The 13,126-nt window shown below is 68.6% G+C and carries 11 protein-coding genes; 4 read left to right on the top strand and 7 right to left on the bottom strand.

The genetic code is table 11. The features are described 5' to 3' along the window. Nucleotides 1-20 precede the first annotated feature (20 nt). The 7 genes from ACFSVL_RS45560 to ACFSVL_RS45530 form a co-directional block, all read right to left on the bottom strand. The gene (locus ACFSVL_RS45560) at nt 21-818 is read right to left on the bottom strand and encodes an ECF transporter S component (RefSeq protein ID WP_378314246.1); all 798 of its coding nucleotides are present in this window, start codon (nt 816-818) and stop codon (nt 21-23) included. Next, nucleotides 815-2,362 carry an ABC transporter ATP-binding protein gene (locus tag ACFSVL_RS45555; RefSeq protein ID WP_378314244.1) on the bottom strand — a complete coding sequence of 516 codons (1,548 nt, stop codon included), beginning with the start codon at nt 2,360-2,362 and terminating at the stop codon, nt 815-817. The genes ACFSVL_RS45560 and ACFSVL_RS45555 overlap by 4 nt, the downstream gene beginning before the upstream one ends. Beyond that, nucleotides 2,359-3,447: an energy-coupling factor transporter transmembrane component T gene (locus tag ACFSVL_RS45550; RefSeq protein ID WP_378314242.1), complete on the bottom strand. Its 1,089-nt coding sequence runs from the start codon at nt 3,445-3,447 to the stop codon at nt 2,359-2,361. Before ACFSVL_RS45550 ends, ACFSVL_RS45555 begins: the two co-directional genes overlap by 4 nt. Beyond that, on the bottom strand, nt 3,444-4,265 hold the full coding sequence (locus ACFSVL_RS45545) for a hypothetical protein (RefSeq protein WP_378314240.1): 822 nt from the start codon (nt 4,263-4,265) through the stop codon (nt 3,444-3,446). The genes ACFSVL_RS45550 and ACFSVL_RS45545 overlap by 4 nt, the downstream gene beginning before the upstream one ends. Next, nucleotides 4,262-5,707, bottom strand: a complete 1,446-nt coding sequence (locus ACFSVL_RS45540; protein ID WP_378314238.1) for a prenyltransferase/squalene oxidase repeat-containing protein — start codon at nt 5,705-5,707, stop codon at nt 4,262-4,264. Before ACFSVL_RS45540 ends, ACFSVL_RS45545 begins: the two co-directional genes overlap by 4 nt. Before the next feature lie 17 nt (nt 5,708-5,724). Next, on the bottom strand, nt 5,725-6,258 hold the full coding sequence (locus ACFSVL_RS45535) for a hypothetical protein (RefSeq protein ID WP_378314236.1): 534 nt from the start codon (nt 6,256-6,258) through the stop codon (nt 5,725-5,727). A gap of 577 nt (nt 6,259-6,835) precedes the next feature. Then, on the bottom strand, nt 6,836-7,531 hold the full coding sequence (locus ACFSVL_RS45530) for a DUF2637 domain-containing protein (protein ID WP_378314235.1): 696 nt from the start codon (nt 7,529-7,531) through the stop codon (nt 6,836-6,838). Nucleotides 7,532-7,871: 340 nt separating this feature from the next. Here ACFSVL_RS45530 and ACFSVL_RS45525 point away from each other — a divergent pair, with 340 nt between their 5' ends. The 4 genes from ACFSVL_RS45525 (at nt 7,872) to ACFSVL_RS45510 (ending at nt 13,126) form a co-directional block, all read left to right on the top strand. Next, nucleotides 7,872-8,210, top strand: coding sequence for a hypothetical protein (locus ACFSVL_RS45525; protein WP_378314233.1), 339 nt, complete (start codon nt 7,872-7,874; stop codon nt 8,208-8,210). Continuing rightward, nucleotides 8,207-9,280 (top strand): tyrosine-type recombinase/integrase, encoded by a 1,074-nt coding sequence (locus tag ACFSVL_RS45520; RefSeq protein ID WP_378314231.1) that lies wholly within the window; start codon nt 8,207-8,209, stop codon nt 9,278-9,280. Before ACFSVL_RS45525 ends, ACFSVL_RS45520 begins: the two co-directional genes overlap by 4 nt. 1,369 nt (nt 9,281-10,649) lie before the next feature. Further along, nucleotides 10,650-12,155 carry an ATP-binding protein gene (locus ACFSVL_RS45515; protein ID WP_378314230.1) on the top strand — a complete coding sequence of 502 codons (1,506 nt, stop codon included), beginning with the start codon at nt 10,650-10,652 and terminating at the stop codon, nt 12,153-12,155. Beyond that, complete coding sequence (locus ACFSVL_RS45510; protein ID WP_378314228.1) at nt 12,152-13,126, top strand: PD-(D/E)XK motif protein; 975 nt, start codon at nt 12,152-12,154, stop codon at nt 13,124-13,126. The genes ACFSVL_RS45515 and ACFSVL_RS45510 overlap by 4 nt, the downstream gene beginning before the upstream one ends.

Below are 13,126 nucleotides of genomic sequence, written 5' to 3'. Positions count from 1 at the left end.
TCGCTGGTGCTGGTCGCTCGTCACACCGGTTTGTCGTGGAACTCGACCGGCGCGTCGAAGGCGGCGCGGCGCGAAGCACGGCGCAGCGTCGCCAGCACCAGCGGGCCGAACACCACGATCGCGACGACGTTGGTCACCGCGCGGCCGGTGTCCCAGCTCAGCGAGGTGGCGACGTCGAAGAGGAGGTAGCGGCCGAGGTTGGCGAGAGTGGACCCGTTGGGGTCGAAGGACAGGGCGGTGTGCGCACCCAGCGCGAACGGCCAGAACGACAGGTTCAGCGCGAGCCCGTAGGCGAACGCGGACACCGCCCCGTACGTCGCCAGCAGACCGATTTCAAGGCGGCCGCTGGCTCGGGGAAGCAGCCCGGCGCCCAGCCCGACCCAGGCGCAGCCGAACATCTGGAACGGCAGCCACGGCCCGACTCCGCCGGTCAGCAGCGCCGAGGCGAACAGCGACACCGCGCCGAGGGTGAAGCCGAATCCGGGGCCGAAGACCCGCCCGGCGAGCACCAGCAGGAAAAACACGGTCTCGATGCCGCCGGCACCGGCCCCGAGCGGGCGCAGCGCCGCGTTCACCGCAGCGAGCACCCCCAGCAACGCCAATGCTTTCGCGTCGATCCCGCCGTCCGCCAGTTGCGCCAGCAACACCCCGAGCACGAGCACCAGCAGCAGGCCGAAGATCAGCGGCGCCTCGGTGGCCGCGTCGGCCAGCACCGTGCCCGGGGCGACGAAGAACGGCCAGCAGAACGCGGCGACACCCAGCACGGACGACACCGCCAGCGAGACCGCGGACCAGCGGCCGATGCGCACCGGGCTCACCGCAGCGCCCCCGCGACCTGGTCGACGGTCAACCAGCCGCCGCCGAGGATCTTCGCCACCTGCGGGGCGAACAGCGGCGAGGACACCACGACGTCCGCAGTGGGCCCGTCGGCGACCACTTCGCCCTCGGCGAGCACCACTGCCCGATCGCACGTCTCGGCCACGAATTCCACGTCGTGCGTGGCGATCAGGACCGCGCCGGGATAGGCCCGAACCAGCGCGGTGAGCCGCTGTTTGCCGGGATAGTCCAGGCCGCGGGTCGGCTCGTCGAGCAGGAGCACCGCAGGGTCGGCGGCCAGTTGCACGGCGAGCGCGAGGGCGAGGCGCTGGCCTTCGGAGAGGTCGCGCGGATGTGCCTTCGGGTCGATGCCGGGGGCGAGTGCGTCCAGGATCGTCTGCGCTGCGGGGGAAGCGAGTTCCTCGCCGACGGTGTGCAGGTACAGCAGATCCGCCGGGGACTGCGGGACCAGAGCCGCGAGTTCCCGCCGCGGCAGCGGTTTCAGGCCCCTGGGATCCTTTCCCCGGATCGTGACGACGCCGCGTTGCCGGGCGCCGCTGCCTTGCAACGCCCACAGCAGCGACGACTTGCCGGAGCCGTTGCGGCCCATCAGCGCCACCGTTTCCCCGGCGGACACGGTGAGGGACACTTCGCGCACCGCGATCGTGTCTCCGTAGCGGACCACGACATCCCGGGCAGTCAGCGTCTCGGTGCCGGAATCAGGCGGTGCGGGCACCAGTGCGGCGGGAAGTCGGGTGCGCAGCGATGGAGCCCGGCGGCGAGCGTCGCGGACCGACAGCGGCAGCGGATCCCACCCGGCAAGCCGCCCCAGCGCGACCACCGGCGGCGCGATCGGCGCGGACAGCATCGCGTGCGCGGGCTCGGCGACGGTCACCCTGCCGTCCTCCACAGTGAGCACTCGGTCGGCGTACTGCAGCACCCGCTCCAGCCGGTGTTCGGCGATCAGCACGGTGACCCCGAGGTCGTGGACCAGCCGGGTCACCGCGGCCAGGACCTCTTCCGCCGCGCCGGGATCTAGCGCGGAGGTCGGTTCGTCGAGGACCAGCACCCGCGGGCCCGCGGCCAGCACCGCGCCGATCGCCACCCGCTGCTGCTGCCCGCCGGACAGCGCGCGCAGCGGACGGTCCCGCAGCTCCGCGATGCCGAGCAGATCCATCGTCTCCTCCACCCGCTTGCGCATCACGCCGGCGGGCACGCCCAGCTGTTCCATGCCATAGGCCAGTTCCTCCTCCACCGAGTCGGTCACGAACCCGGCGACCGGGTCCTGGCCCACCACGCCGACCACCGCGGCGAGTTCGCGCGGCCGGTGGGTGCGGGTGTCCCGCCCGGCCACGGTGACCCGCCCGGCCAGCCGTCCGCCGGTGAAGTGCGGCACCAATCCGTTCACCGCGCCCAGCAGTGTCGATTTCCCGGAACCGGTGCGACCCACCACGAGCGCCAGCTCGCCTTCGTCGATGTGCAGGGATACCTCGCGCAGCACGGGCGTGTCCTGGTAGGCGATGGTCACCTCGGAGAAGTCGATCACCGCAGTTCTCCCGGCCGGTAACGGGCGGTCAGCTCGGGCGGGGGCGGCGCCGCGATCGCGGGCAGCGCTCCGAGGAGGATTCCGGCCAGGACGGCCACATTCATCCCCGGGGCCAGCAGCGGCGGATTCAGCACGACCGGATCGGCCGTCGCGACCAAGACCGCCACCGCGACACCGGACGCGCCGACCGTCCATTCCGGCGCCGACCAGAGATCCGGCCGGTAGTTAGTCCGCCGGGTCCGCCTGCCGCCGAGATAAAGCCCCAAGCAGCACACTGCGGCACCTGCGGCCAGCAGCACCGGCCCGTAGCTGTGCTGTTCGGCGGCTAGCAACCCGTAGCTGCCCACGCACAACCCGAGCAGACCGGCCAGCATCAGCGCCGCAGCGGTGCGGCGAGCCGCCGCGGACCGCTCCCAGCGCTGCCCGTAGCCGCGCGAATCCATCGCCGCGGCCAGCGCGATCGCCCGGTCCAGCGCGTCGGCCAGCACCGGCAACGCCACCGTCCGGAAGAGTTTCCCGGTTACTCCGCGCAATGCGCGCGCACGCCTGATCCGCTGACCGCTCTCGATCAGCTGCGGCGCCACCGTCAGCGCGATCACCACCGTGGTGCCGATCTCGTACAGCGCGCCCGGCAGCATCCGCAGCACCCGCTTGGGATTGGCCAGAGTGTTCGCCGCGCCGACGCACACCAGCAGCGTGGCCAGCCGCAACCCGTCGCAGGCGGCGCTGAGAACGCCCTCCAGCTCCACCGGCCCGCCGAGGCGCACCCCGGACATCCAGTGCGGCAACGGAATCCGCGGCAGCGTGAACAGCAGGTGCCCGCCGCCGGTGAAGGCGGAACCGAGCAGGATCCGGAACAGCACCCGGAACCCGATCACCACCAGCGCCAGGATCAGGTACGCGCGAAACCCCCGAGCCCACGGGGCCTCCCCGCGCCGCGCGGCCACCACGACCCCGGCCACCGCGAGAATCAACCCGAGCAGCAACGGATTCGTGGTCCTGGTGGCCGCCGTCGCCATGCCGAGCGCCCAGACCCACCACGCCGCGGGATGCAACGTCCGCGGCAGCGAGGCGGCGCCGATCACTCCGCCGCCCGCTTGCGACGACGCCGAACCACGATCGCGGCAAGGATTCCCAGCAGCCAGATCGCCCCGAACGCCACCACCGGCAGCGTCGGGAACCCGCTCGCGCCAGCGGTATCGGCCGCGGCCGATACCGGTTCCGACGCCCGGCCCGTCGGCCGAGCAGACCCCGGTGGGGCAGGTGCGTTCGCCGGTGCCGAGGGTTGCGGCTCGCCCGGCGCGGCGGCACCGGAACTCCGCGGCGGCTGCGCTCCGGGCGGAGCCTGCTGCGACGGTGCGCTGTCCCCTGCCACCGGGCCGTTGTCCGGCGCACCCGGAGCCACGACACCGCCTTGCGGCCGAGCAGGTCCCGGCGACGCGATCAGCGCGGCCACCGCAGGACGCGGGGGCTTCCCGTCCCCGAACGACCATCCCTCGACCTGACCGGCGCGCGGAGTGGCGCTCATCGCGCCCTCGTTGCTGTACTCCCACCGGTTCGTGCCGACATTGCCCTCCCAGTACGACCAGTACGCCGTGACAGGCGGTGTGTCCGTGCACGGCTCCGCCGACGGAGAGGGCCGATCGTCGATGCGGCACACGAACGCCGGACCGTCATGCACGGTCCCGGCAGTACGGAACCCTGCCGTGCGCAACGCGTCATAACCGGATTCAGGCGGCGAGCCCAGGCAGCGCTGCACCACCCCGCCGCCGAGAGACCCGAAGTCCACCACCACCAGTACGCCGGACGTCGCCGTGCACGCTGGCGCCGCCACCGCAGCGGGCGCCGCGACGACGCCCATCGCCAGGAACCCCGCCGCCAGCAACAAGAGCAGCCGCCTCACGACCGGGATCCCTTGCGCCGCACCAGCAACCAGAACGTGCCCCCGGCGAACAGCAAACCGCCCAGCACCGCCGCCGCGATTCCCTTCGGCCCGGCCCAGAACGACACCGGACGCGGTTCCAGCGCCCGTGCCTGCCCGACCCGATCCGGCGACGAGGCGAGGCCCGCCACCGGCTGCCCGCCCGGTGCCCGGACAGACGGACCATTCGCCGGAACCTCCGCGGGTGCCGGCGACTCGCCGACGGGAGCCTGGCCGACCGGTTCGGTCCGCGCCACGCCGCCGTGCCTTCCGCCGGGCGAACCCGGCCCCGTCGTGCCGCGCCCGGGGTGGCTCGGCGGCACGGTGCCGGGCGGAGGACTGCCGGGCGGAGGATCGCCGGAAGGGCGAGGCGGGACCGGATCGGGCACCGCGGCGGCCAGCCCCAGCACCGCTTGTGCGGTGGCCCGCCGCAGGCCGTCCTGCTTGCCCAGGTTGTCGGCACCGCTGGGCTTGAGCCAGAAGGCCTTCGCGTCACGCTCGATCGCGTCCAGGTCTGCCTGCCCCCGCGTGATCGCGCCGGCCATCGCCGGGACCGGCACGCTTTCCGGCACCTGCACGGCAGCCAGCCACCCGGTCGCCCGGGACGCCGCCGCACCGTCGCCGCCGAGCGCCAGCGCCATCGCGGCCAGCCCGGAAGAGTTGGTGTTCACCTGTCCCGGGCTCTTCGGATCCGCGCTGAACGCCCCCGTCACGGGATCCTGATGAGCGCGCAGCCAGCCCAGCGCCCGCGAGACCTGCTGCCGATGGCCGCCGGTCTCGACGAGCGCCCACACGCCCATCGCCGTGGTGTCCGCGCTGACCTCGGCATCCGACGCGCACTGCGCCGTCTCGCCGCCGACAGGCACATTCAACCGGAATCCGCCGCCAGGGCACTGCTGGCGCAGCAGCTCAGCCGTCCCCGCGGGGTCGCCGATCCCGGCCTTGTGCAAGCCGATCAGCGCCAGCGCCTGGCCGAACACGTTGGCCGGGGTCCGTGCTCCACTGGCCGCAGTGTCCTCGAACGCACCCGAGGATCCCTGCGCCGCGCCAAGCCGCGCAACAAGGTCGATCTCCTTGCCCGCGCTGTCCTTCCCCCACTGGCGCGGATCCACTCCTTGCTCGGCAGCCACGATCAGGTCCTTGCCCAAGACACCCGCGGACACGATCGTGGCGCTGAAGTAGTTCGCCCGCAGTTTCGCGGTCGCCCTCGCCTGGACAGCCGGCTCGACCCCCGCCCGGTGCATGGCCAGCAGCGCGTCGGCCATCAACCCCGCGTCGGTGTTGCCGGGCGAGGTCGGGCTCGGATAGACGTCGCCAAGCCTGCTGAACTCGCGCGCCAGGAACGCCGCGGCGGCCGAGGCAGGCCCGGCCGCCTCCGGCGCGGGTGCCGGAAACGCCGCGGCCAGCACCACCGCGCTGGCCACAGCACCGGCACCCCAGCTCACGAACCGGTCCAGTTCGGGTCCTTGGCCTGCGCCAGGGTCAAGCTCATCTGGTTCGGGTCCGTCGCCGTGCCCGCGCCGAAGGAGAACCCGAGCACGGTGCCCGGCGCGGGATCCGAGGTGTCCACGCCCTCCTCGGCATAGGTCCAGCTGGCGTTCTGCGCGTCCGGCACCCAATACGCCCAGTACGGCGCGTTCGCCACGAACCCGGTGCACGGATCGGCAGAGGTGGACGGACGAGCGTCGATCCGGCACAAGTACTGGTACGGGCCCTGCTGGCCCTGACCGGTCCCGTGCACAGGAGAGAAACCGGCCTCGCTCAGCGCCTCGAACGCGGTCTCCGGATCGCCGGCGACGCAACGTCTGGTCACCTTCGCCCCGGCGAAATGCGTGGCGTCCACCACGACCGTCACCCCGGAACTGCCTTGACACGGGCCGTCGGTGTACGACGCCGGCGCGGCAACAGCGGGAGAGGAAACGAAGAAGGGAACCGCGAGCACACTGATCGCGGCCGTCTTGGCCAGAGAGAACATAGTCATGTCCTTTGCGGTGAGTGGTCTGAACGCGACCCGTCACCGCGACACCCCAGTCAAGCGCACGCGCGGCCGGGCCCCGTTCCGTAGTCTTCGACGGTGGGAGCCACTCGTGATCGCCAGGCATTCCGACTTGCCCGCCACGCGGCGAGCCTACGGTTGCGAGTCAGCGCCGGCTCTTGCCCGGCTTCCCCTGACGATCACGTTATTCGGTTGTACAGCGACCAAACGCTAGCACCAGAGCCGCCGGTCCCACACCACTTACCAGCACATCACTGAAAGCAAGCGAATGATTACAGTTGGAGAGGTGCCGCTGAGGCAATGCGCATCAGGCTCCAGCCGCGCCAGCGCCAGCGACTAAACCTCCGACGGTAGGCATACGACGCGTGCCGGCTGTCCGCAGACCGCACCGGTCGACAACTGCCGCAAACCGAATCGGCGCTGAATCAGATATTCAGGATGGAATGCGGCGCAATGCTCGTCGCTTCTCTTCCGTGACTACACGATGAACAGCGAGCAAAGGGCAGCCGATCCGACCGCCCGGATCGTGGCGTGTGCCGCAGTCCGGACACGAAGCTCAGGAAATGCCGGTCACGGCTCGCCTCTCCCCACCCGCACCTGTCAGCGTTTCGGCGACCGCGTCGAGACGACCCGTGGCTCTCCACTGACGGAGGACTCGCCGCCCGTAGTTGTGTGTCCCAGCCACCCGATCCAACTCCGCACCCGACGGCCGCCGACCCGATGCCATCTCCTGCTCATAGTGCAGCCACATCCGCTGCTCAGCAGTCAACTCGCCGTCCTCCGAGCCTGCGTCTGGCCCCAGCCCTGCCACCGCCCTGGTCTCAGCCTCTGGTGTGCCCGACCCGACGCGTTCCACGACGCTGGCCAGCACCGGTCGGTCCCTCCGCAATGCCCGGTTGAGCAACTCCACGGCAAGCAACAGAGCAAGCGGAGGGCAAGCCGCGACCGTCACCCCAAAGACGCTCAACGACGGAGCAGCACCGATATTCGCGCAGAGGGACAATGAGATCCCGAACAAGAACGCCGCCCACGCCAGCCAACCACCGCTCCCCCGCTGACCACGCCACAACTCCACCGTCGCCAACGTCAACAACCCATCCACAATCAACGGCCAAATCGCCGCCGTCGTCCTATCAGCGCCAAAGCGAAGCGCGAACACCCGACCATGCTGATACGACGCATACGCCGCGCCCAACGCCACCAAACCCGTCGCACCACACTGCACCCGCAACGACCACGATCGACTCGTCATCGCGCGCCACCACCCCGACGACGCTCCATCCCGAACGCCACCACACCACAAATCCGCAGCTCAGAAGCCTCACAGACCCGTGGGGTTTTCAGGAGCGCCTCCCCGGGGATTCGAACTCTCACAGCGGGAATCAGCCCAGCGCCGATGACCGCCGCATGAGTTCCCCGGTCAGATTGCGTGCCTTGGCACACCCCTGATTGCGGCTGCGGAGGACCTGGTGACCGGTCGAGAACTGACGGCAGAACAGATCGTCAGAGCGCTTGCCCTGCCAAGTGCCAGAACGTTGGTCCAGCAAGAACCGTTGCCCCTGGCAATCATCCGGTCGGAGCCCGATACATCCATGGCATACGCGCTGGGCCACATCGACCGGTCCGGCCGGATCTCCGCCCGCACGCTGCTTACCAACCTCGGCTGGTCCGTCGGCGACCACCTGGACATCACCGCGCTCCCCGACACCCTCGTCCTCACCCGGACACCGCACGGAACCCATCCCGTGCGCAGCAACCAATTCGTCCTGCTACCGCACTCAGCAAGACAAGCGATCGGCATACGGCCCGGCGACACCGTGCTCCTCGCCGCAGCACCCGCATACGACCTCCTGCTCGCGCACGCCCAAAGTGCCCTTGCCGTCATGGTCAGCACCCACCTCTGCTCAGGCTTGGACTCGAGCCCGCGATGACTGCCGACGCAGCCCTCGCCGCCGCACACCTCGTCATGGACAAACTCGGTGTCTCAGCGGAACAACTCCTCAGCAGTACAACGACGTCGCCTTGTCCAGGCCCGACCTTCGCGGACTACATTCCGCGTGTCGCGCGCGCCGTCACGCCAGGAGCCCGCCGCACGTACCAGCCCTACTGGAACATCCTGCTCGACGTATGGCCCGACCGGCCGATCGCCGAGCCGACCCCGACCGAATTCCTGCACCTGGCCGGCCACGTCAAAGCCGAAGCACAGGTCCGCCGCAACTCCCGCGGCGGAACCAGTGCCGCCGAACACTTCATCGCCGCGGCACGATGCCTCTACCGCCACGCCGAACTCGACCGCCTCATCACCCACCCCGACAACCCAGCCGCCCACATCGCCAAACCACGACGTCACCCCTCGCCCCGCCGCGCACTCACCAACACCGAACTCCACGCCATCAACAGTGCGGCCGCAACCGGCGGCACCGACCCCCACCTCGACAGCCTCCTTCTCCGACTCCACACGGAAACCGCCTGCCGCCGCGGAGGCGCACTCGCCCTCACCGAACCCTGCCTCGACCCCCACCAATACCTCGTCCTGCTTAAGGAAAAAGGCGAGACAACCCGCTGGCAGCCCGTCTCCCCCACCCTCATGCACGCCCTGCTCGACCACGCCAGTCACCGGCCCGCCGAAACCCCCGACACACCGTTGCTGCGCTACCGCAACGGAAAACCGATCACCCGACGCCGCTACGACAGCCTCTGGAACCGCATCGGCCGTGTGGAGCCTTGGATCGCCCGCCACGGAATCACCACTCACTGGCTCCGCCACACCACCCTCACCTGGGTCGAACGCAACTTCGGCTACGCCACCGCCCAGGCCTACGCCGGACACTCCACCCAGACCAGCCCCGCTCACGCCACCAGCACCGCCACCTACGTCAAAGCCACGATTCACGACGTCGCCACGGCCCTCGCCGCACTGACCGGCGAACCCCATCCACTCGCCCGCGACAGCGACGCATTCCCATTAGGCACGCACGAATCTGATAGGCTCGCAGCATGACGAATTCCCTTTCGCAGGGAATTCTCGCCAGCAACCGTGATCGAGTCCCCCCTCGGACACACGCATTAACCCTACGGGGTGGGCGGATGGTCACAGCGACCATCCGCTCTTTTGCGTTATAGACCAGTTCCAGGCCGATCTCCTCGTATAGCTCTTGCAGCCGGGCCGGGGTCGCGCTGATCACCTGCCGTCCGGCATCCGCTAGCGAGTCGACCAGCGCTTCGACGTCCGCTCTCCCCAGCTCTGAACCTGCCGGAGTCCTCGCCAGCTCCTCTGCTGCCGCGTCGCGCTCCTCCCGTGCGCGGTTCAACGGTTCGATCAGGGCGTCCAGGTCCGCACCGGCCTCGATGGCCTGAGTAAGCCTCGCCAATCGGGTCTTCGCTTGGGTCAGCCGCCGCTGAGCATCCGCGGTGCGCTGCAGATTGACGTTCACGTCGCCAGCGACGCCGAGCATCGCCTCCACAGTTGCGTCACGCTGGTCTTCCGAGAACGCGTGATGGATGTAGCCGTTCAGCGGCTCCATCAACGCCGCTTCGGGCAGATAGATGTTCTTCGGGTGATCAGCCAAAGCCGGTGATCCGGGAACTAGTGTCCGGGCGGCGCACCGGTAGTAGATCCGCGTGTCCCGCGGAGTTCCCTCCATCTTGCGCTTGCAGTGATCGCACCGGACTCGCCCTCGAAACGCGTACGTCCACTTCGTGGCCTTCGGTCCTCGCTCCAGCTTCCGCCGAGCTTCGAGACCGCCCGCCGCGCGAGACCGACGAGAGAGCTGTACCGCAGTGAAGTCGTCCACCGAGATGATCTCCGGATGCGCTGGCTTGCGTGACCGGACAACCCGGTCAGCCGAGGCGCGCCGGAACCGAGTCACATGCCCAGCCGCGACGTCGTCCGGATCGAGCAGCATCTCCTGCCGCGCCCATCGACCGAAGAACGCGACTGGCTGACGACTCTGAGTACCCACGCTGATGTAACAGGTGGCGGCAGCTATTCCGCATTGTGCCGCAGAAGCAGCGTTCGGTGGGTTGCGGCTACTGCTGGAGTACCGGCTCGAGGGAGCGGCGCAGGCCCTGTCAGCCGGAGGCATGAAGTCGTGGTGAACTTGCCAGCCGCTGCGAACGCAGTCTCGCATCAGTCGGGCGACCACGTACCGTGACCGAATCGTGCTCACTGCCGGACTCGCGTACCCGACGTACCGTTTTTCCTGGTCAGAGGTGATTGTCAACGTCCGGCGCGGTGGACGCGAAGGCCGCTGCTCACGAGTTGTCGCTCGCCGCGCGTAATGGTTTCTTACTGATCGGCGATACCTGCCTTGGCTAGTGAGCGTCGCCGTCGGAGCGAGCAACCGGCCTGCAACTGACGGGGAGCACGGATGAGCACGTGGCACGAGCAGGTGGCGATCAGCGGTTCGGTGGCATTGCCGCCCGACCCGCGCGCGATGGAAGGGCTCGGCAGGAACCATTCGCTCGAGACGGCTCTGGCCGACCTGATCGACAACTCGATCGATGCGCAGGCGTCCGAGGTCCTCATCAGATTCGTCCGTCGTGCAGGGCGTCTGAGAGCTCTTTACGTGGTCGATAACGGCCATGGGATGGGACGCAACGAGATCGACATGGCGATGACGGTCGGCAGCCGACGAGTGTACGGACACGCCGATTTGGGCAGGTTCGGCCTCGGCCTCAAAGCGGCCTCATTCAGCCAAGCCCGCGCCGTCACGGTTATATCGAAAACCGCCGGAACACCGCCAGTGGGACGGCGCTGGGTCCTTGACGACACGCGTGAGAATTTCTTGTGCGACATCGTGTCCGAGGAGTTTTGTTTCGACGAGTTCGACCGTGAGTGGGGAATCGCCGACGGCAACAGTGGGACGGTGGTTCGCTGGGATGCCGTGAATGGTTTCCCGACCACCGACGATGCCCTCCGCGTCGAGAAGTTCCTGACTCAGACCGTCGCTGCCATCCGCCGCCACCTCGGCCTGGTCCTACACCGCGTACTGGAGGACGGCCGCGTCGCGATCATGATCGACGTCGAAGACGTCGGTAGCGCCTACCCCGGGCCACGAGTCCCAGTCTCGGCCGTCAACCCGTTCGGCTACCTCAAGTCTGGTCGGCCTGGCTACCCGAAAGACCTGGTCACGACCTCCGGCGACCACAAGATCGAGTTTCGTTGCCATATCTGGCCGGGCCGTTCCCGGACGGAGGAGTTCCGAGTCCGGGACGCGCCCGTCAACCACCAGGGCATTTACTTCTATCGCAACGATCGCCTCCTACAGGCAGGCGGTGAATGGGCAGGCCTGCACACGATCGATCCAGCCCTGCAGCTGGCCAGAATCGCCGTCGACATCGACGACGACATCCTTGGTCTGTTCCGGATGAACCCCGAGAAGTCGAGGGTCCTCATCGGACCCGACTTCACCGCACTCGCCGAGAACGCCCGCGCTGAGGACGGCTCGGACATCGCCACCTATCTGGCCGACGCGGAGGAGACTTACCGTCGATCACGTAAGCGGAACCGCACGCGTAAGGCGATGATCCCGCCTGGCAAGGGCTTCGCGCCGCAGTTGCGCAGTGTTATCGAGGATGAGATACCCGCCCTCCCGCGGCTCGAGGGGATCAGCATCAAATGGCGGCGTTTCGACAACGACCTCTTCTTCGATGTTGACCGCACCAACTCGACTCTCTGGCTCAACCAGGCATATCGCCCAGGGCCCGCCGGACAGCGCCACACCGTCAACGACGTCCCTCTGCTCAAGGCGTTGCTCTACCTCCTAGTCGAGGACGTCTTCGAAGGTGACTACCTGGGGGCCAAAGACAAGGACAACATCGATCTCTGGCAGGAGATCCTGACGGCGGCGGCCAAGAGCGAGGGAGCGGCGTGAAGACCACCGTCGACCGGCACCTCGACGTCGCCGGATTCGAACGTTGCCTTGCCGCCGGCGTTCCCGTCGAGTTCCCGGTCGAAGGCAGACCGCGGGCTGCGGTGTTCATCGATCCGGCGACACCCGCGATCGGCATACGGGTGCCCGACGATGGCAGTCGACCCGCCGCCGGGCTCGAACATCTCCTCGTCCGCACCATCCACCGGGACGACGCCCGGTGGACCGAGGTGCTGATCACCCGTGCCGAACTTTTCCTCGACGGATACCCCCTGCTCTGCTCGATCCTTGACCGGATACAACTTCAACGGCTGAGTACGGCCGTTGCCGTCACCGATACCTTGCGCATCCTGGGAAGTCTGCTGAGGCGCGTTGACAGCTTGTCCCTCGAAACGGAGCTCGGACTGATTGGCGAACTCGTCGTCCTGCGAAGCCTGAATAGTTCTGTCGGGGTGGGCGATGCGGTCGAGGCTTGGTGCGGTCCTGCGGCCGAAGAACACGACTTCGCCCTGCCCGGCCTCGACCTGGAGGTGAAGACCACTCAGGGAGAACGTCGCGCACATTGGATTTCCTCCCTGCACCAGCTCGACACGAGTCCTGGCAGACCCTTGTGGATGCTCTCGGTGCAAGTCACCCGGACCGGGCCCGGTGCCGGGACGACCCTGGTTGATCGCATCGATGCAGTCCGCGCTGAGATCGGGGAGGGGACGCTGCGCGAGACCTTCAATGCCAAACTCCGGCAGGTCGGCTGGCACGACGCACTGGCCCCGACCATGCGGACACGCTGGCGTCTACGGTCGGTGCCCGGCGCCTATCTCGTCGACGACGCCTTTCCGCGTCTCACACCATCCACTCTGACCGGCATCGACATGGCGCGCGTACCCGACGTCCGATACCGCATCGACCTCTCCGGCCTCGAATCGGCAACAAGTATCCCAGACATCCTCCATCCTGCCGTGAACCCGGAGTTGTGA

Origin of the sequence: Amycolatopsis silviterrae (assembly GCF_042684085.1) — a bacterium.
In the GTDB taxonomy this organism is placed as follows: Bacteria; Actinomycetota; Actinomycetes; order Mycobacteriales; family Pseudonocardiaceae; genus Amycolatopsis; species Amycolatopsis silviterrae.
The sequence above is the reverse complement of the archived record's forward strand: the minus strand, read 5'-3'. Positions and strand labels throughout refer to the sequence as shown.

What these genes read in the sequence shown, in the direction of transcription:
- ACFSVL_RS45535 (WP_378314236.1), bottom strand. Translation starts at nt 6,258, where the DNA reads ATGTTCTCTCTGGCCAAGACGGCCGCGATCAGTGTGCTCGCGGTTCCC.
- ACFSVL_RS45520 (WP_378314231.1), top strand. Translation starts at nt 8,207, where the DNA reads ATGACTGCCGACGCAGCCCTCGCCGCCGCACACCTCGTCATGGACAAA.
- ACFSVL_RS45525 (WP_378314233.1), top strand. Translation starts at nt 7,872, where the DNA reads ATGGCATACGCGCTGGGCCACATCGACCGGTCCGGCCGGATCTCCGCC.
- ACFSVL_RS45530 (WP_378314235.1), bottom strand. Translation starts at nt 7,531, where the DNA reads ATGACGAGTCGATCGTGGTCGTTGCGGGTGCAGTGTGGTGCGACGGGT.
- ACFSVL_RS45515 (WP_378314230.1), top strand. Translation starts at nt 10,650, where the DNA reads ATGAGCACGTGGCACGAGCAGGTGGCGATCAGCGGTTCGGTGGCATTG.